Source organism: Halobium salinum (assembly GCF_026586625.1).
GTDB classification, from domain to species: Archaea; Halobacteriota; Halobacteria; order Halobacteriales; family Haloferacaceae; genus Halobium; species Halobium salinum.
On sequence record NZ_JAODIW010000004.1, the window covers coordinates 237,022 to 254,912 of the forward strand.

At 70.2% G+C, this 17,891-nt stretch carries 17 protein-coding genes and 1 pseudogene; 14 read left to right on the forward strand and 4 right to left on the reverse strand.

What is annotated here, in order from left to right:
* Positions 1-48: 48 nt before the first annotated feature.
* The gene (locus tag N5095_RS01235) at positions 49-1,374 is read right to left on the reverse strand and encodes a M48 family metallopeptidase (protein ID WP_267620176.1); all 1,326 of its coding nucleotides are present in this window, start codon (positions 1,372-1,374) and stop codon (positions 49-51) included.
* Positions 1,375-1,507: 133 nt separating this feature from the next.
* Here N5095_RS01235 and folP point away from each other — a divergent pair, with 133 nt between their 5' ends.
* From folP to N5095_RS01255, 4 genes are all read left to right on the forward strand, one after another.
* Positions 1,508-2,659, forward strand: coding sequence for a dihydropteroate synthase (gene folP, locus N5095_RS01240; RefSeq protein ID WP_267620178.1), 1,152 nt, complete (start codon positions 1,508-1,510; stop codon positions 2,657-2,659).
* A 230-nt stretch (positions 2,660-2,889) separates the two neighbouring features.
* Entirely contained in the window at positions 2,890-3,603 is a 714-nt protein-coding gene (locus tag N5095_RS01245; RefSeq protein ID WP_267620180.1) for a 6-hydroxymethylpterin diphosphokinase MptE-like protein, read from the forward strand.
* A 55-nt stretch (positions 3,604-3,658) separates the two neighbouring features.
* The gene (locus tag N5095_RS01250; protein WP_267620182.1) at positions 3,659-4,231 is read left to right on the forward strand and encodes a universal stress protein; all 573 of its coding nucleotides are present in this window, start codon (positions 3,659-3,661) and stop codon (positions 4,229-4,231) included.
* Positions 4,232-4,279: 48 nt separating this feature from the next.
* Positions 4,280-4,969, forward strand: coding sequence for an Ntn hydrolase family protein (locus tag N5095_RS01255; protein WP_267620184.1), 690 nt, complete (start codon positions 4,280-4,282; stop codon positions 4,967-4,969).
* 169 nt (positions 4,970-5,138) lie between these two features.
* Here N5095_RS01255 and N5095_RS01260 read toward each other — a convergent pair whose 3' ends face one another.
* On the reverse strand, positions 5,139-6,305 hold the full coding sequence (locus N5095_RS01260; RefSeq protein ID WP_267620187.1) for a DUF7351 domain-containing protein: 1,167 nt from the start codon (positions 6,303-6,305) through the stop codon (positions 5,139-5,141).
* Positions 6,306-6,430: 125 nt separating this feature from the next.
* Here N5095_RS01260 and N5095_RS01265 point away from each other — a divergent pair, with 125 nt between their 5' ends.
* The 5 genes from N5095_RS01265 to sod all read left to right on the forward strand — a co-directional run bounded on the left by N5095_RS01265 (position 6,431) and on the right by sod (position 12,711).
* Positions 6,431-7,945 carry a cryptochrome/photolyase family protein gene (locus tag N5095_RS01265; RefSeq protein WP_267620189.1) on the forward strand — a complete coding sequence of 505 codons (1,515 nt, stop codon included), beginning with the start codon at positions 6,431-6,433 and terminating at the stop codon, positions 7,943-7,945.
* Between the two features lie 237 nt (positions 7,946-8,182).
* Positions 8,183-9,112 (forward strand): UbiA family prenyltransferase, encoded by a 930-nt coding sequence (locus N5095_RS01270; protein ID WP_267620191.1) that lies wholly within the window; start codon positions 8,183-8,185, stop codon positions 9,110-9,112.
* Between the two features lie 120 nt (positions 9,113-9,232).
* Positions 9,233-11,227 carry a histidine kinase N-terminal 7TM domain-containing protein gene (locus N5095_RS01275; RefSeq protein ID WP_267620193.1) on the forward strand — a complete coding sequence of 665 codons (1,995 nt, stop codon included), beginning with the start codon at positions 9,233-9,235 and terminating at the stop codon, positions 11,225-11,227.
* A gap of 111 nt (positions 11,228-11,338) precedes the next feature.
* Positions 11,339-12,007, forward strand: a complete 669-nt coding sequence (locus N5095_RS01280) for a DJ-1/PfpI family protein (RefSeq protein WP_267620195.1) — start codon at positions 11,339-11,341, stop codon at positions 12,005-12,007.
* A 104-nt stretch (positions 12,008-12,111) separates the two neighbouring features.
* Entirely contained in the window at positions 12,112-12,711 is a 600-nt protein-coding gene (gene sod / locus N5095_RS01285) for a superoxide dismutase (protein ID WP_267620197.1), read from the forward strand.
* Positions 12,712-12,815: 104 nt separating this feature from the next.
* Here the strand turns inward: sod and N5095_RS01290 are convergent, their stop codons facing one another.
* The gene (locus N5095_RS01290) at positions 12,816-13,247 is read right to left on the reverse strand and encodes a universal stress protein (protein WP_267620199.1); all 432 of its coding nucleotides are present in this window, start codon (positions 13,245-13,247) and stop codon (positions 12,816-12,818) included.
* Between the two features lie 102 nt (positions 13,248-13,349).
* Positions 13,350-13,766, reverse strand: a complete 417-nt coding sequence (locus N5095_RS01295; RefSeq protein ID WP_267620202.1) for a DUF7522 family protein — start codon at positions 13,764-13,766, stop codon at positions 13,350-13,352.
* A 312-nt stretch (positions 13,767-14,078) separates the two neighbouring features.
* Between N5095_RS01295 and N5095_RS01300 the strand changes: the two are divergent.
* From N5095_RS01300 to N5095_RS01320, 5 genes and pseudogenes are all read left to right on the forward strand, one after another.
* Positions 14,079-14,345: pseudogene (locus N5095_RS01300) on the forward strand (DUF5827 family protein); the annotation flags it as partial.
* A 137-nt stretch (positions 14,346-14,482) separates the two neighbouring features.
* A complete protein-coding gene (locus tag N5095_RS01305) occupies positions 14,483-15,304 on the forward strand; it encodes an ATPase (RefSeq protein ID WP_267620207.1) in 822 nt (273 codons plus the stop codon).
* A 90-nt stretch (positions 15,305-15,394) separates the two neighbouring features.
* Positions 15,395-15,604 (forward strand): hypothetical protein, encoded by a 210-nt coding sequence (locus tag N5095_RS01310; RefSeq protein WP_267620209.1) that lies wholly within the window; start codon positions 15,395-15,397, stop codon positions 15,602-15,604.
* A gap of 141 nt (positions 15,605-15,745) precedes the next feature.
* Positions 15,746-17,212, forward strand: coding sequence for a lamin tail domain-containing protein (locus tag N5095_RS01315; protein WP_267620211.1), 1,467 nt, complete (start codon positions 15,746-15,748; stop codon positions 17,210-17,212).
* Complete coding sequence (locus N5095_RS01320; protein ID WP_267620214.1) at positions 17,209-17,877, forward strand: DUF3006 domain-containing protein; 669 nt, start codon at positions 17,209-17,211, stop codon at positions 17,875-17,877. The genes N5095_RS01315 and N5095_RS01320 overlap by 4 nt, the downstream gene beginning before the upstream one ends.
* Positions 17,878-17,891 lie beyond the last annotated feature (14 nt).

The window sequence follows — 17,891 nt, forward strand, 5'->3', positions numbered from 1 at the left end:
CGAATTCATGATGAATGTCGGTCGGAGTACCGACGCTCCGAGGGCCGGTCAGTGACGTCCCAGACCGCCCGTGAGCGAGCGCAGTCGCTCGACCCGTTCGCGGACCGGCGGATGCGTCCCGAACAGCCGTTCCCGGAGTAACTCCTCGTAGTACAGCATGTACGCCTCGTCCTCGCCTTCGGCGCCGAGTTCGATGGGGCCGTCCGACACCGAGGAGGGCGAGATGATGGTCATCGCCGAGAGGCTCTCGCTCGCTCGGAGGTCCTCGGCGGGACGGTCCCGCAGGGCGTCGTTGATGGAGACGAGCGCCGACGCGAGGGCGGAGCCGTCCCCGGTTACGGCGACGGCCGCACGGTCGGCGGCGAGTTCGCGGGTCCGCGAGAAGGAGGCGACGAGCGCACCGCCGAGGCCACGGAACAGCCAGCCGAGGCCGAAGACGAAGGGGACGGCGAGGTACGCGGCGACGGCGAACGCCCGCGGCGGGAGCCGTCCCCGCTCCCCGAGTTCGACGACCGTCGTCGCGCTCTCGTAGAAGAAATCCGCGACCGCGAGCGGTCCCGCCGCGGCCGTCATCACCGCCGCGTCACGGTTGCGGACGTGAGCCAACTCGTGTGCGGCGACGGCCCGGAGTTCGTCGTCCGAGAGCCGTTCCAGCAGGCTCGTCGAGACGGCCAACGTCGTCCGCGAGGGAGTGAATCCGACGACGAACGCCTCGGGTGTCTCGGTGTCGACGACAGCCAGCCGTGGAACTGGGAGGTCGTACGCCTTCGCGACCGCCGTCGTAGTACGGTGGAGCCGCGGATGGGTCGACGCCTCCACCACCCTCGCACCGGAGACGGAGACGATTCGTTGGCCGAGACGAAGTTCGAACACGGCCGCGGTAAGGAAGACCACGGCGGTCGCGAGGAGGACGAGCGCGGGCCGACCGACGGTGGCGTCCACGACGTCGGAGAGGTACCCATCGGGGAGGGAGAGAAACAGAACAGAACTGACGACGAGTAACGGAACGGGGAGCGTGCACGCCGCCGTCACCCACGTCATCAACCCCCGACTCCCGGAGTCGGAGTTGGAGGCGGGAGCGTCGACCAGGCGGTGCCAATCCCGCACCATCGGGTCTACCTCCCGACGCGCGCCGACGAACGACGTTCGCGAGAGCGGCCCGGCGAGCAGCGGGAGGGCGAGCAGTACGGCGAGACCGGCGGTCCCGGCGTAGATCCACACCGGGAGGCCGGCCGCGAGCAACAGCGACACGCCGAACCCCACCGCGACGACGGAGACCCCGACCAGCGCGGAGAGGACGACGCCGAAGGCGAGGAGGAGGGCGAACGTACCGGCCATGCGGAGCGTCAGCCCCCTGTCGGTCGACCAGTCCATGCGGAAACCTGACGGGGCGTTGATAAAGTAATGCACCGGTGTCCCACAGTACACGCGAGTTACGCTCCGGATACGGTCCACACGGAACGCCGACACCGGACGGCATATGTGCGCCGAATCCTACCCCCCGAACATGCGAAACGTGGACGCGGCCGGGTTGGGCATCGGCGACGACTACCCGCCGCGGGTCATGGGCGTGCTGAACGTCTCCGACGAGTCGCCATACAAGCCGAGCGTCTTCGACGACGCCGACGAGGCCGCCGAGTACGTCGACCGCGACCTCATCGACGAGGGGGCCGACATCGTCGACGTGGGGCTGGAGACGGCGAACAAGCGCTTCGACGTGCTCCCCGCGGAGGCCGAACTCGAACGACTGGAAACTGCGGTGGAGACGATGGCGTCCACGTCCGGCGACGCCGTCTGGTCCATCGAGACCAGATACTCGGAGGTCGCCGCCGCCGCCCTCGACGCCGGCTTCGACATGGTGAACGACGTCTGTGGGTTCGCCGACCCGGAGATGCCCCGCGTCTGTGCGGAGCGCGACGCCGCCGTCGTGAAGATGGCGAGCCCCCCGGACCTCGAACGACCCGGCGCCGTCGAGGAGGTCGACGACATCTACGAGGCGCTGCAGCGCGGCGGCTTGACCGAGAAGACCATCGTCGACCCCGCCTTCGGCGGCTGGAGCGAGGCCAAGACGCTCGACCACGATAGAGAGACGTTCCACCGCCTCCGGGAGTTCCGGGGACTCGGGCGTCCGATTCTCGTCTCCATCAACCGGAAGAACTTCCTGAAAGCGGTTGCCGGTCGCGACACGGAGGGTGCACTCCCCGTGAGTCTCGCCGCCACCTCGATGGCCGTCGAACGCGGCGCCCACGTCGTCCGGACCCACGACGTGGCCGAGACGCGCGACGCCGCACTGATCGGGAGCGAGTTCCGCCGCCCGCGACACCGGGAGCGGTCCGAACCGGTCGGCGTGGAGGAGCTGGACGTGACGACCCCGCGCGAGGCCGCCCGGCACCTCGAACGAGTCGGTGGCGAGTCGGTCGACCCCGCGGCCGCAAACGGCTGTGTCGCGCGCGTGCTCGAACTCGGCCCCCTCGGAGGGGACGAGATGGCTGTGCTCGACGACGCGTGTGCGGGAACGGGAGCGACCGCCGTCGCCGGTACGGGTGGGCGCGCGGTCGTCGCCGGCACCCTCGACGCCCTCGATTCGGTGCGGAGCGCGACGGACGATACCACGCCGCTCGGCCGGGCGCTGGGGCGGTATTTCGAATCGCAGTTATAAACGGGACGGACACTCTACGAGGAGAAAACTTATGCCAATCGAGAGGAAACCCGTCACGTGGAAGCCGGACGGGCACACGGGTAGGGGTACTTGGTGCCACTCCGGCCCATACGGTCCCATCTTTCGAGGCAGAGTCACGCCCGCTACTGCCGAGTCCGTCCCTCGCCGACGCCGGCCCGCGACCCGGGCCCGCGAGGAGCGCCGACCATGAACGTCGAGGAGGTCCGGCCGTGAACTTCGTCGACTGGGAGCCCGTCTACGAGCGACTGCTCGCCGACTTCGGCTACGACCGAGCCGGCGACGAGCGGGCGCGTGACATTCTCGCCGACCTGACCCGCAGCGGCGGGAGCGACGCGAACCCCGGCGCGCTCGACCCGGAGGCGACCGGCGCGTTCGACACGGTCGACGGCGCGACGGTCGCGGTCGTCGGCGCGGCGCCGGGGCTGGTAGACGAGGTCGAACGGGTCGCCGCCGCCGACCTCGTGTTCGCCGCTTCGACCGCCGCCGACGTCTGTCTCGACGCCGGCATCGGGGTCGACTGCATGGTGACCGACCTCGACAAGAACCCGGGGACGGCCCGCGAGTTGACCCGCGAGGGGGTCCCCGTCGCCGCCCACGCACACGGCGACAACGTCCCCGCCGTCCGGGAGTGGGTCCCGCAGTTCGACTCCGACTGGACCCTCCCGACGACCCAGGCGGCCCCAGTCGGCGGCGTCCGCAACTACGGCGGGTTCACCGACGGCGACCGAGCGGCCTTCCTCGCCGACGCCTTCGGTGCCGAGGAGCTCCTGTTCGTCGGCTGGGCGTTCGACGACCCGGACGTGACGCCCGCGAAGGCGCGAAAACTCCGCTGGGCCGAGCGCCTGCTGTACTGGCTGGAGACGCGCCGCGGTGAGCGCTTCGGCGTGCTGGACGGGCGGCGCGAGTCGCTGGTCCTCCCCTGACGAACGGCTCCCCTGCCCATGGGTTATGCTGACGCGGTGCGTACTTCTCATCGCCATGTACGAGACGATTCTCTTCCCGACCGACGGCGTCGGGGATGCGACGGCGGCCGTCGAGGAGACCATCGAACTGGCGCGGACGTGCGGGGCGACGGTCCACGTCGTCCACGTGGTCGACCTCGACGAACTCGGCGGCTACTTCAGCGCGGGCGGGCTCCCGGCCGAGTTCGTCGAACAGGCGCTCGAGGAGGGCGAGCACCGCGTCGACCGGGTCGCAGACCGATTCCGGGAGGCCGACGTCCCCGTGGAGACGGTCGTGCTGAAGGGGTCTCCGGAGCGCGAAATCGTCGACTACGTCGAGGAGAGCGGCGTCGACCTCGTCGTCATGGAGACCCGTGGCCGCCGGGGCATCCGGCGGTTCCTCCTCGGAAGCGTCACCGAGGACGTGGTGCGGCTGGCCGACTGTCCCGTCCTGACGGTCAAAGGGCCCCGAGAGGACCTCGAAGCCGTGGCCGATTCGGCGGTCGAGACCGAGAGCGAGGGCGGATACGGGGACCGAGCGGACGAGGGGGAACCGGAGCCGACGGCCCGAACCGCGGACGCGTCCGAGCCGTCACCGAAGCGCGACTAAAATATATTTTAGCGAACATATTTGCGCGCGACCGCCCGAGAGTAGACCATGGGAGCCGAGAATCCGACGAATCAGTACAGACAGTTGTCGAACACGACTGATGGCGACGCGGGCGTCGAGGGCGTGAAGACCGGGACGACGCTCGTAGGAGTCGTCGCCGAGGACCGGGTGGTGCTCGCGAGCGACCGCCGGGCCAGCCTCGGGGGGATGGTCTCCTCGAAGGACGTACGGAAGGTGGTGTCGGTGGCCGACCGCGCCGCGATGGCGTTCTCCGGGTCGATGGCGGGTGCACAGGCACTCACCGCCCGACTCGAGTCGCAGGTCCGGCTGTACGAACTTCGCCGCGGCGAGCGGATGTCGACCGGCGCGCTCGCGACCGCCCTCTCGAACCTCCTCCGGCGCGAGTCGTTCCAGACCGCGCCGCTCCTCGCAGGCGTCGACGCCGACGGACCGCACCTCTACGACGTGGATGTCGGTGGGAGCCTCCTCGAAGGCGAGTACGCGGCCGGCGGAAGCGGGACGCCGTATGTCTACGGCCTCCTGGAGGCCGAGTACGAACCGGGGTTGTCCGCCGAAGCGGCGCGGGAGGTAGCCGCCACCGCCGTCGCCGTCGCGAGCGAGCGTGACCTCGCGAGCGGGAACGGGCTCGTTGTCGGCGAGGTCAGCCGCGACGGGGTCGACGTACGGACGGTCGACGACCCGACCGGGTTCGGGAGGGGAACGGACGTCGCGAGTTGAGCCGAACCGAATCCGTCCCGCCGGACCGACGCGAACCGCCGGACCGACGCTGACCGTCGAACCGAGCTAAGCCGTCGGGTCGACGAGATCTCGTGCTCCCGACCGCGACTGCAACCACGGCCGCGACCGCGTCGGTCCGACGCGGGCGGCGAGTCGTCGTCCAGTCTCGTCACGTTCCGTCGTCCGCCGGTCGCCGTTCGGCGTCGACGACAGTCGGGCCGTCGCCGACGAGCAGTCGAAGGAGTTCACCGTCGAGGCGCGTCGTCACCTGCACGCACCACGGGTCGGTCGACAACACGCGTTCGCGCCACTCCGAGCCGAGGTTCCACACCGGACGGTCCCGCGGGTCCTCACCGTGGTCGTAGTAGAACGCGACGACGGCCGGGTGTTCGACGACTCCCAGCGTCACCGGCGCGCGGACGGCGAAGTCACAGTCCGCACAGTCGGCGACGAGCACGGGCCGGACGGAGTCGGTCCCCGCGGCGGCTCCTGTCGTCGTTCCCTCGGGGTCGGTCTCGCGGTCGGGGACACGTGCCGGGTCTGCCCGCTCGATGCGGCCGGCCGCGCGGCCGGCGCAGTCGGGGCAGACCCCTTCGGCGACCAGTGCGAGGCGGCCCCGGTGGTGCGCGTCGAAGGCGTCGAGCAGTTCCTCGGGGGAGCGACCGCGGGCACCGCTCGGCGGGAACGGAAGCGAGAGGAGCGCGGTGTCGCAGGCGGTACAGGCGACGGCGATGCGGTTGTCGGCGGCCCGGGCTTCGAGCGCCGACCCGCCACAGACCGGACAGTCGCCGTCGACGGCGGTCGGCTCGCTGTCGACGCGCTCGGTGTAGGTTCCGGCCCGGAGCGCGCGAGCGACCTGTCGCCCGGCGTAGGTCGGCCGGTAGGTCTCGGTCGACTCCTCTTTCTCCAGGTAGTGGCCGACGAGCCGGCGGAGGTGGTAGGCGAACCCCGCCGTCGTCTCCTCCTCGGTGGCCTCGAACAGGTCGGTGAACGTCGGCGGCTCGTCGGCGTCGACGACGGCTCGGACGACCCGCAGGCGCGTCTCGTTGCCGAGGCTGGCGAACGCCTCGCTGGCGGCGACCGCCTCGGTCGGCTCGACCGACGGTTCGTCGACCTCGACGGCCTCCGCGGAGTCGGCGGTGTCGGCGGTGTCGGCGGTGTCGGCGGTCTCGACAGGCTCCGCGAGCTCGGCCGCCGCGTCACGACCGCTCGCGACCCCGACGTCGCCTCCGGTCTCGTCGTCGTTTCCGGTTTCGGCGTCACGTCCGGCCCCGGCGTCGCGCCCACTCCTGGCGTCGTTTCCGGCTCCGGCGTCGGCCGCCTCGCTCCCGGTCATCCCCACGAACTCCGAGCCACGATGGGATAAAGCGTCCGCCGTTCGGCGGTGGCCACCCGACCCCGTCGGTCGGTCCCTGCCGGGGCCGGAAGCTATTGCCCGGGGGAGTCCTAACCGCGGGGTAGATGCAGATACACTGGCACCGGCGGGACCTCCGCGTCGACGACAACCTCGCGCTCCACGACGCGGCGACGGCCGTCGGCGGCGGTGAGACGGACGAGTCGGACGGCGACGAAAGTGGGGCCGACGAGGCCGATGGCGGCGGTGACAGTGACGAACACGGGGACGGAGGCGACATCGAGGGCGTCCTCCCCGTGTTCGTCTTCGACCCCGGCGTCCTCGAGTTCGCCAGTCCGCCCAGAGTCAGGTTCCTGCTCGACGCGCTCGCCGAACTCCGGGCGGCTTACCGCGAGCGCGGGAGCGAGCTGCTCGTCCGTCAGGGAGACCCGAGCACCGTGATTCCGAACGTCGCCTACGAGTACGAGGCCGACCGCGTCGTCTGGAACCACGACTACTCCGGGCTGGCCCAGGAGCGCGACGAGGCCGTGCGAGCCGCCCTCGACGAGCAGGACACCGCACACGAGGAGTTCCACGACGCGATTCACCACGAGCCGGGCTCCATCACGACGAACGAGGGGAAGTACTACTCCGTCTACACGTACTTCTGGAAGAAGTGGCGCGACCGCGAGAAGGCGGCGCCGGTCGACGCGCCCGACGGGTCGGCGCTCGTCGCCGCCGAGCACGTCGACGACGAGGACCGCGGCCTCCCGAGTATCGGCGACCTGGGCTTCGACGAGCCGGAGGCCGACGTGCCGACCGCCGGCACCGAGGCCGCTCGCGACCGCCTCGAATCGTTCTGTGACGGTCCCATCTACAGCTACGAGGAGGACCGGGAGTATCCGGCGCGGGAGGGCACCTCCCGGCTGTCGACGGACCTCAAGTACGGGACGCTCGGAATACGGGAGGTGTACGAGGCGACGGCCGAGGCCCGGGAGGGCGCCGGCGGCGAGGAGGACGAGTCCGCCGAGGAGTTCCAGAGCCAACTCGCGTGGCGGGAGTTCTACACCCACGTGCTCCACTTCAACCCGGAGGTCGTCACGGAGAACTTCAAGGAGTACGCGAACCCCATCGGGTGGCGGGAGCCTGGCGACGACCTGGAGGCGTGGAAGGCCGGCGAGACGGGGTACCCCATCGTCGACGCCGGGATGCGCCAGCTCCGCGAGGAGGCGTACATGCACAACCGCCTGCGGATGGTCGTCGCCTCCTTTCTCACGAAGGACCTCATCCTCGACTGGCGCCACGGGTACGAGCACTTCCGGGAGCGCCTCGCCGACCACGACACGAGCAACGACAACGGAGGGTGGCAGTGGGCGGCCTCGACTGGAACCGACGCTCAACCCTACTTCCGCGTGTTCAACCCGATGACGCAGGGCGAGCGCTACGACCCGGACGCGGCGTTCATCCGCGAGTACGTCCCCGAGTTGGAGGGGGTCGACGCCGACACCATCCACTCGTGGCACGAACTCGACGAGGACGAACGTGAGGACGCCGCCCCCGATTACCCGGCGCCCATCGTCGACCACTCCGAGCGGCGGGAGGAGGCCATCGAGACGTTCGAAGCGGCCCGCGGCGACGACTGAACGCACAGAGCGCTCCCTCACGCTACCGACGGGTCCGCCAGAGCCCCTCTGGGTGAGCCAGACCCGCGTTCTGCCGGCCCCAGAGTCCGATTCAGGCGATGCCTTCCGAACATCTGTTTCGTTGATTTTCTCGGTAGGTGGCTATTAAATATACACGTCGACTCCACAGCACAGGCCGAGTCGGCGGGGCCGACGCCGCGGGGTGTAGGACCCGTCGAAACCACGGAAATCGAACACATGGCACACGAGAACTCCTATTCGAACGGGACCGGCGGACGGAACGGGGCGTGGAGCAGCAGAGTCGTCGCGTGGCTCACGGCGCACGGGGGACGCGCGGGAGACCTGCTCCTCCAGAGCAAGGTGGTCGTCGCCGTCGCGGCGATGGTGAAAGTCGCGACGGTGATGGCGGTGCTCTCCGTTCCGGCCAACGCGGCGCCGGTCATCGCGTTCCTCGTCACCTTCTCGATTTACGTCCACAACGACCTCACCGACTTGGAGGAGGACAGCATCAACGACCCAGACGGGGTCCGGTTCGTCAAGCGCTGGAGCGGCCACCTCGAACTCGCCGCGACGATGTCGTACGCGCTCGCGCTGGGCCTCGCGCTGCTCGGGGGCCCGCTGGCGCTCCTACTGACGCTGTTTCCCGGGGTCGTCGGGGCGCTCTACAGCAAGGACCTGATTCGGGTCGGGAGCGCCCGACGGCTGAAGGAGGTCCTCGTGGTGAACACCACCGTCGTCGCCGTCGCGTGGGCGGCCGTCGTCGCCCTACTCCCGCTCGCGTACGCCGGGCTGCCGATCCGTGCGGGCGGCGTCCTCATGTTCCTCGTCTTCGTGCTCCGCACGTTCATCGCCGGGGAGCTGTTGAACATCCGTGACGTCTCCGGCGACGCCGCCGCGGGCGTCTCGACGCTCCCCCTCGCCATCGGGGCCGGACGGACCCGCCTCGTGTTGTACGCGCTGGACGCGCTCACCCTCGGCCTCCTCGCCGCGGCGGCGGTCGAGGGGGTCGTCGGGGACGAGGTCGTTCTCGCGTTCGTTCCGGCCATCCTCCTCTCGGCGTTCGTCTCCTGGCGGTCGGGCCGGACCACCGACATGAGCCGGCTCGGCCTCTCCCGCCTGGCGGAGTACCCCCTGATGCTGGTCTGCGTCCTCCTCGTCACGCTCTGAAGGCGGTCGACGCCTCCTCCGCGGTCAGTTCGCCGCCGTCCGGAACACGACGGTCGACGGAACATTCATAACCTCTTGGCCGTCCATCGAAGACGTACTCGGGGATGGAGTAGAGCTCACGTGAACGATATCAGTGTTCTCACGGTCCTCATGCCGACGACGGTCGCCGTGGGAGTCGGAACGGCGTTACTCGCGTGGCGCGAGCGGCCGGAACCGGGAGCGACGGCGCTGGCCGTACTGATGGTGGCCGCCGCCTGGTGGACCGCGTCGTACACCTTCGAGATTACGGCGGGGTCGGTCGCGGCGAAGCTGTTCTGGGTTCGCATGCAGTGGTTCGGCGCCGCCGCGATGCCGGTCGCGTGGCTCGCGTTCGCGCTCGCGTACACCGGCCGAGACCAGTATACGAGCCCCACGCATCTCGGCCTGCTGTCCGCCCTGCCGGCCGTCACCGTGGTCCTGGCCTGGACGAACGGCGGTCACGGACTGATGATTACGGGGGCGGCGCTGTCGGCCGAGAGTTCGATGCTCGTGCTCACCCGCGGCGTCTGGCACTGGGTCATCATCGGCTACACGTACCTCGCGTTCGCTCTCGGGTCGGCCCTGTTCATCCACCTGATAGTCCGTGAGTCCCGGCCGTTCCGGGGCCAGAGCGCCGCCATCCTCGTCGCCGCCGTCGTCCCGATAGTCGGCAACGTCCTCCACACGCTGAACGTCGTCCCGCTGTCGGGGTTCGACTCGACGCCGTTTCTGTTCACCGTGTCGGGCGTCGCGAGTTTCGGGGCACTCACCCAGTTCCGACTCCTCGACACCAGTCCGGCGCCGAACCGTCGCGCCCGGCGACTCGTCTTCGAGCGGATGCGCGACGCCGCGGTCGTCGTCGACAACCACGGCAACGTGGTGGACGCGAACGAGAGCGCGGCGGACGTACTGCGGGTGCCGGTCCAGGCGGCGCTGGGGCGGCCGGCGACCGAGGTCCTCGTTGGCTACGACGGGACCGACGGGCGGGCGTCGCGGACGACACAGCTCGACACCGGGACCGGTCGGAGGGGTCGGCGGTTCGACGTGACGGAGACGCGCGTCGACGACTACCGCGGCCGCACCGTCGGCCGCGTCGTCACCTTCCACGACGTGAGCGACCACGTCCGCCACCAGCAGCGTCTCGAGGTGCTCAACCGCCTGCTTCGACACAACATCAGAAACGAGACCAACGTCATCTACGGCTACGCTGACCTCCTCACGGAGACCGGCGAGGCCGGCAGCGAACACGCCGCCATCGTCAAGGAGCGGGCCATGAACATCGCCGGCCTCGGCGAGAAGGCCCGTCAGATCGTCGGCGTGTTCGAGCGGGTCCGCGACGACCCTCGCCCGGTGCCGCTGGCCGAACTCGTCGCCGAGAGCGTCGCCGACGTTCGAGGACAGCATCCGGAGGTCGCGGTCGAGGTCGGGGCCGTCCCGGACGACGCCTACGTCGACAGTCTCCTCGAACCCGCGCTGTCGAACCTCGTCGAGAACGCCGCCGAACACAACACCGACCCGAACCCACACGTCGAGGTCGACGTCGAGACCGTACGAACGGACGGCGACGACGGAACTGGTGCCGGGGACGGAGCCGGAGGCGACGCCGAGAACGGAGCCCGCGACGAGAACGGAGCCCGCGACGAGGACGGGACCGGCGTCGGCGGCGTGGAGGATGCCGGCGACGGGGCCGGCGACGAGACCGAAAGCGACCGGTACCGGATTACCGTCGCCGACAACGGTCCCGGTATCGGGGTGTACGAGCAGTCGGTGCTCGAGCGCGGGACGGAGACCGCACTCGAACACGGCAGTGGCCTCGGCCTCTGGCTCGTGACGTGGGCGGTCGGCATCGCGGGCGGCCACGTCGAAATCGAGCCGAACGGTCCGACGGGGACGGTCGCCACCGTCGACGTACCGGCGCTCGCAGCCGACTGCGTGAATCGGGAAGAGACTGCATCGAAGACCGGGACCCTCGTCGACGACACGGGCGGGGCGGCCGAGACAACCCGCTCGACCGCGGCTGACGAAGCCGCGCCCACCCGTGCGTCGGGTGGCGACCCCGACGGCGGGTCGGGTAACTCACCGTCGCTCGACGGCTGAACCCTCACTGGAGCCACGGGCGACGTATGCCGACCGAGCGCGTCGACCGACGTGCAGCGGCCGACGCACGCGAACGGTTTTGCGCTCGGCGGCGAATCGGAGACCGAGACTATGACCACCACTACGGTCCACGTGCTCCTGTACGACGGCTTCGACGAGCTGGACGCCGTCGGCCCCTACGAAGTGTTCGCGACGGCCGCCGCGCTCGGCGCGGCGTTCGACGTTCGGCTCGTGACCGTCGCCGCCGACGAGGACGAAACCGACCGAACCGTCCGTGCTGACCGGGCCGAACCGACCGTCAGCGCGAGCCACGGCCTGCGAGTCGTCGCGGGCGATACCCTCCCTGGCCCGGATGCCGACGACGCGCCCGACCTGCTCGTCGTCCCCGGTGGCGGGTGGAACGACCGGAGCGCGGCCGGCGCGTGGGCCGAGTACGAACGCGGCGTCGTCCCCGACGCCGTGGCCGCCCACCACGAAGCGGGGGCGACGGTCGCCGCGGTCTGCACGGGCGGGATGCTGCTCGCGAAGGCTGGACTGCTCGACGGGCGCCCGGCGGTCACACACGCGGGCGCGATGGACGACCTCCGGGGGACCGCCGCCGACGTGCGGGCCGACGCCCGCGTCGTCGACGCCGGGAGCGTCCTCACCGCCGGCGGAATCACGTCCGGCCTCGACCTCGCGCTCCACCTCGTCGAGCGGGAGGTCGGCGCCGACCTCGCGAACCGGGTCGCGACCGAGTTGGAGTACGAGCGCCACGGAGTGGTACACGAATCCGAGTGAAGGCTTCGAGAGCCGCGTGACGGCGGTCGCGTGCGGGGCGCTACCAATTGGCTCCTCAAGGTTTAACAGGTCACCGTCCCTTTCATCCCCCGGAGGCATCATCTATGAGCTACGAACTTCCCCCACTTCCGTACGACTACGACGCGCTGGAGCCGTCCATCAGCGAGCAGGTCCTGACGTGGCATCACGACACGCACCACCAGGGCTACGTGAACGGCTGGAACTCCGCCGAGGAGACGCTCGAGGAGAACCGCGAATCCGGCGAGTTCGGTTCGTCGGCCGGCGCCATCCGCAACGTGACCCACAACGGCAGCGGGCACATCCTCCACGACCTGTTCTGGAAGAACATGTCGCCGGAGGGTGGCAGCGAGCCGGAGGGTGACCTCGCGGACCGCATCGAGGAGGACTTCGGCTCCTACGACGCGTGGAAGGGCGAGTTCGAGGCCGCCGGCAAGAACGCCTCGGGCTGGGCACTGCTCGTCTACGACTCGTTCTCGAACCAGCTTCGGAACGTCGTCGTCGACAAGCACGACCAGGGCGCCCTCTGGGGCAGCCACCCCATCCTCGCGCTCGACGTCTGGGAGCACTCGTACTACTACGACTACGGCCCGGCCCGCGGCGACTTCATCAGTGCGTTCTTCGACGTCGTCGACTGGGACGAGCCCAGCGAGCGCTACCAGCAGGCCGTCGACCTGTTCGAGTAATCGAGCGAGTCGGTACGCGCAGACTACGTCAACCCCGCGTTTTTTGTGGTTCGTCGGACCGGAGAGCGACGGCGTCCCTCGGCCGACGACGGCGTCGGCGCCGCTCAGCGAATAATCGTCACCGAGACCGGCGCGCGCCGGGCGACGGTGCTGGCGACGCTCCCCAGCGCCACACCCGCCTCGTCGGTCCGGCCGTGGCTCCCGAGGACGACGTGGTCGACGTCGTGGTCACAGGCGTAGTCGACGATTTCGCGCCACACGTCGCCGGTCTCGACGGCGACCTCGGGGGTGACGCCGTGGTCGCTCGCCAGTTCCCGTGCCGCCGCGAGCAGGTCGTCGGCGCGCGTCCGCGCACCGTCGACCCACTCCTCGGCGAGTTCGGGCGGGAGCGGCGGGTCGGTGTCGTCCCAGCCCTCCGGCGAGGAGAGGACGTGCAGGACGGTGACCTCGGCGTCCGGGTACGTCGAGAGAGCGTGTTCGAGGCCGGCCGTCGACTTCGGGGAGCCGTCCACCGGCACGAGGATTCGCGGTGCCATACCGGAGATAAGTCCCGCGACGGGATGAGTCGGCGGTCGGTTCCCGCGAGCCGAGAACGGGGTGGCGGCCGCGGGACCGGCGCCCCGGACGAGCGGAGCGTCTCAGTCTTCCGTTCTGACCGGGGTGAACTCCGAGACGGCGAACTCCTCGCGGAGGTCGGTCAGGTCGGCGTAGAGCGTCCCCGGGTCGAGACCCCCCGAGCGGTCGAAGGAGGCGATGACCCCCACTCTGGTCTCCCCGTCGTCGAGGAACGTCCGAAACTGCACGAACTCGGAGAAGCCACGGAGGGTGTACTCGTAGTCGGCGTAGTAGAGCGTCTCGTAGGTCTCCCGCGTGACGAACCCGTATCGTTCGTTGTCGATACAGACATCGATGTCGACGTCGTCCAGCACGTCGGCCACGTCGCGACGGACGAACAGACGCTGGTGGGTCCACTGGTCGAACAGCCAGACGTCGCGGAGTTCGTCGCCGCCGAACGCCCGTACGACCTCGACCAGGCGGTCCGTCGGGTCTGCCATGGGGTAACAACTACTTCGCCGTTGATAACGGTTGTTGTATAATCGTGAAATATCGGGAGAGTGTTAACTTCCGCATCAGTCCGACGACCGACGGCGCACGACACCGCTCGGCGACACCGCGGTCGCTAGCGCTTCCCGCTCCCGGCTCGTACCGTTCGGCGAATCTCGGTCACGGCGTTCCCTGCTCTCCCCTCGCTTCGCTCGGCGGGACCCCAGTCGGACCGCTCGCTGGCGCTCGCGGCCCTCCTCGATTCGTCTCACGCAGTTCGACGAACCGGCAGAACTTACGGGCGGACGAGCGTACGCTCGCACATGCCGCGCCCGAAATCCGACTTCGACCGGCTCTACCCCTGTGACTTCTACACCCCGGCCGAACTGCTCGAGCCGGACACGATGTACAGCGTCTACGAGATCGCCCGCCTCCTGCAGGGACTCGACGTCGACGCCGAACTCGACGTCGGCACCGAGGAGATTCTGCTCGACTGGGCCATCCCCTGGGTGATGCGCAACGCCGACGAACTCGTCGTGGCCGAGCCGCCGAGCGACGAGGAGCCGGGGTACTACGGGCTCCGGAGCGAGGGCGACCTCGACGGCGCCGCGTCGGGTACCGCGCCGACGGAGGCTGAAGCGGAGTCGGCGTCGGTCACGGCGGGCGACGACGCGGCCGCCGGTGACGACGGTGCCGACGACGCCGACGGCGGCGCCGGCACCCAGCCGTGAGACTCCTCGTCGTCGGCGGCGACCGCGTCGACGCCGGCAAGACCACGTTCGCGACCGGCCTGCTGGCGCATCTCCGCGGGGATGGCCACGCGCCGGTGGGGTTCAAGCCCCGCGCCGGCAACGACTACTGGTTCGACCACGACGACGTGCGAGCGACCGTCGGGGAGGGCCGCCTCTACGGGAAGGACGCCCGCCGTCTCGCCGCGACGAGCGCCGGCGACACCGACCCCGAGACGCTCAACCCCGTCCACCGGCTCTGGACGCCGACCCCCGGCGAGACGGGGATGCTCGGCGACCCCGAGCGGACGTTCCTCGTCGACCGCGTCACCGGCGACTCCGGCCCCGAGTTCGTCGTCAACGGCACCGTCGACCTCCCCGACCTCGTGGTCGAGTCGCTCCCGCTCGGCGACTCCCCCCGCGTCTACGACGTCCCCGAGTTCAACGAGCTGATGGCCGACCGGTACGTCCCCGCGTTCGACCGGCTCCGACGGCGCGTCGGGGCCACGGAGACGGCCGTAATCGAGTCCTACGGCGACATCGCCCTCCCGCTCTCGGAGGTCGGAGTCGACGCCGTGGCCGCAGTTCGTGCCGGCCGGGCCCGCGTCTTCGACGGTTCGCGCTTCCTGAAGGCTCGCGAGGTGACGAGCGGGAGCCCCCACGACGGCCGGTTGGAGGAGCGCGTCGGGAACGTCGTCTCCCGTCTCGACCCACTCGCCGCGGTCGAGTTGCCGGCGCTGGCGAGCGAGGAGCGCCGCGACCCGAGTCGGGTCGCCGCGCGGTACGCCTCGGCGTACGAGGCGCTGGTGGAGGCGGCGTAGGGGCCGGGGAAGCCGCGTGGGTCGGGTCGTGCACAGTCGACGTGCCGGCGATAAGATTTGACTACGTGCGGCGCTCAGGTCGAGTCCCCGATGAATACGCCCGAGACCGCTCCCCTGACAGTTCTCCTGCCGCTCCTCCTCGTCGGTGCCGTCGCGGGGGTCGCGCTCGTGTTCGTCTTCTACGACGGGCCGTCCGGATTCCTCGTACAACTCGCCGGGGCCGTCGGCGGTGCGCTCGCCATCTGGACGTACCTCTCCTATCGGTACCGAACGCGCCGAACTCGCAGGAACTCGGGATGACGCCCGTCGACCCCCTCGCCTCGTGTCCGACACCGTGACCGAGTAGGGGGGACGACGACGAGCGAACTGGACCACCGGCGTCGACCCGGTCACGGCTGCGGACCACGAACGGTTTTCCCGTCTACCCACCTACTGTGACCGATGGACCGACTCGCTCCCCTGTTCCTCGCGCTCGTCGTCGTCCTCGCCGGCTGTGGAGGCGTCACGGGCGGCGACCCGACGCTCGGCCCGGAGGCGGCGACGCCGAACGCGACGGAGACGGGCGGGACGGGGACGGCGACGACCGGGACCCCGACGGCAGTGCAGACGGCGAACGGGACGCTCACCGTCCACGTCATCAACGTCGGGCAGGCGTCGGCGACGCTCGTCGTCGGGCCGGAGGGGGAGACGATGCTCGTCGACACGGGGGACTTCACCGACGACGGTGAGTTCGTCCTCGACTACCTCCAGGCCCAGGGCGTCGAACGTCTAGACTACCTCGTGACGAGCCACGCCGACGCCGACCACATCGGCGGCCACGCCGCCGTCATCGACTACTACGAGACCGAAGCCGGCGGCGTCGGCGCCGTCTACGACCCCGGCGTGACCGCGAGCACCAGAACGTACGAGCGGTACCTCGACGCCGTCGAACGCCACGGGGTCACCCTCTACGAGACCCGCGCCGGCGACGAGATTCCGATGGCGGGCGCGACGGTGTCGGTGCTCGGCCCGCCGGAAGAGCGCCTCGCGGGGGGTGAACGCAACGAGAACAGCGTCGTCCTCCGGGTCGTCCACGGCGACACCGCCGTCCTCCTGCCGGGTGACGCCGGTCGTGAGGAGGAGGCGTACCTCGTCGAGCGCTACGGCGACGGGCTCGACTCCACCGTCCTTCTCGCGGGCCACCACGGCAGTTCGACCAGCTCCGCCGCCGCGTTCCTCGACGCCGTCTCCCCGCAGGCGGTCGTGATTTCGAGCGAGTACGATTCGGCGTACGGCCACCCCCACCGCGAGGTGTTGGACCGGCTCACCGAGCGCCGAATCGAGACCCTGTGGACCGCGACCCACGGCGACGTGGTGTTGACCTCGAACGGCTCCGCGGTGGTCGTCGCGACCGAACGAGGGGCCCCGACGACCGCCGACCGGCTCCGGGACGGCTCACCCGTCGACCCCGACGCCGACGCCGCGGTCGAGCGCCGGTTCGTGGTGCGGCCCGACGGGCCCGTCCGGCCGGTTGCGGTTCCCGACGGCGGCAGTTCGACCGACGGCGGCGACACAGACGGCGATTCCGGCACGGAGGCCCAAGTCGAGCTCGCCGGCGTCGTCGCGAACCCCGAGGGCGACGACCGCGAGCGCCTGACCGAGGAGACCGTGACGCTCCGGAACGCCGGCGACGCGCCGGTCGACCTCTCGGGATGGACGCTCCGGGACGAGGCGGGCCACGAGTACCGCTTCCCCGACGGGACCGTCCTCGCCCCGGGCACGACCGTGACGGTGCACACCGGGAGCGGCACCGACACCGACTCGGAGCTGTACTGGGACGCCGACGGCCCGGTGTGGAACAACGACGGCGACACCGTCGTGCTCATCAACGCTGATGGCGACCGAGTGCTAACGGAGCGCTACGAATGACCGATGGTGCCGAAGACGGCGACGCCTCGGGCGACGCCGACGGCGGTGGTGATGGTGGGGTCTCGAACCGCGGGGATGCCGACGGCGACGAACGCCCGCCCGACTCGGGCGGGACCGAAGCCGTGACCGACGACCGGGAGAGCTACGAGGCCGTCGTCGACCGGTTCGAGGGCGACCTCGCGGTGCTCGTCGTCGAGAAGGAGTCGGCGACCGAACTCGTACTCGAACGCGAGGCACTCCCGGATGCGGGTCGAGAGCAGGACGCCGTGCTCCGGGTGACCTACGAGGGGGGAACGGTCGTCGACGTGGCGCTCGACCCCGAAGAGACCGCGTCCCGCCGGGAGTCCGCCGCTTCACGGTTCGAGCGTCTCGCGCGTCGACCGCCGGGAAGCGAGGACGACCGGGACTTCGAGAGCGACGAGGCGGACGAGCAAGCGGACGCGGAGGAGAGCGAGGAATCGGACAGGGACGCAGACGAGGAGGACGCGGACGAAGAGGACACGGATGCGGGTCGAGAGCAGGACGCGGACGCGGGAGCACGCGACGACGGAGCGGACGAGAGAGCGGTCGGCGAGGAGGAGTGGGCGGTCGACGAGGAGTGGGCAGTCGACGGCGGGCGCGGCGACGAGGAGCCGGACTCCGACACCGACGCCGACGACCGGTAGTCCCCGCTCGCGGC

What these genes read in the sequence shown, in the direction of transcription:
- folP (WP_267620178.1), top strand. Translation starts at nt 1,508, where the DNA reads ATGCGAAACGTGGACGCGGCCGGGTTGGGCATCGGCGACGACTACCCG.
- N5095_RS01235 (WP_267620176.1), bottom strand. Translation starts at nt 1,374, where the DNA reads ATGGACTGGTCGACCGACAGGGGGCTGACGCTCCGCATGGCCGGTACG.
- N5095_RS01310 (WP_267620209.1), top strand. Translation starts at nt 15,395, where the DNA reads ATGAATACGCCCGAGACCGCTCCCCTGACAGTTCTCCTGCCGCTCCTC.
- N5095_RS01265 (WP_267620189.1), top strand. Translation starts at nt 6,431, where the DNA reads ATGCAGATACACTGGCACCGGCGGGACCTCCGCGTCGACGACAACCTC.
- N5095_RS01250 (WP_267620182.1), top strand. Translation starts at nt 3,659, where the DNA reads ATGTACGAGACGATTCTCTTCCCGACCGACGGCGTCGGGGATGCGACG.
- N5095_RS01320 (WP_267620214.1), top strand. Translation starts at nt 17,209, where the DNA reads ATGACCGATGGTGCCGAAGACGGCGACGCCTCGGGCGACGCCGACGGC.
- N5095_RS01255 (WP_267620184.1), top strand. Translation starts at nt 4,280, where the DNA reads ATGGGAGCCGAGAATCCGACGAATCAGTACAGACAGTTGTCGAACACG.
- N5095_RS01270 (WP_267620191.1), top strand. Translation starts at nt 8,183, where the DNA reads ATGGCACACGAGAACTCCTATTCGAACGGGACCGGCGGACGGAACGGG.
- N5095_RS01315 (WP_267620211.1), top strand. Translation starts at nt 15,746, where the DNA reads ATGGACCGACTCGCTCCCCTGTTCCTCGCGCTCGTCGTCGTCCTCGCC.
- N5095_RS01290 (WP_267620199.1), bottom strand. Translation starts at nt 13,247, where the DNA reads ATGGCACCGCGAATCCTCGTGCCGGTGGACGGCTCCCCGAAGTCGACG.
- N5095_RS01280 (WP_267620195.1), top strand. Translation starts at nt 11,339, where the DNA reads ATGACCACCACTACGGTCCACGTGCTCCTGTACGACGGCTTCGACGAG.
- N5095_RS01260 (WP_267620187.1), bottom strand. Translation starts at nt 6,305, where the DNA reads ATGACCGGGAGCGAGGCGGCCGACGCCGGAGCCGGAAACGACGCCAGG.
- N5095_RS01295 (WP_267620202.1), bottom strand. Translation starts at nt 13,766, where the DNA reads ATGGCAGACCCGACGGACCGCCTGGTCGAGGTCGTACGGGCGTTCGGC.
- sod (WP_267620197.1), top strand. Translation starts at nt 12,112, where the DNA reads ATGAGCTACGAACTTCCCCCACTTCCGTACGACTACGACGCGCTGGAG.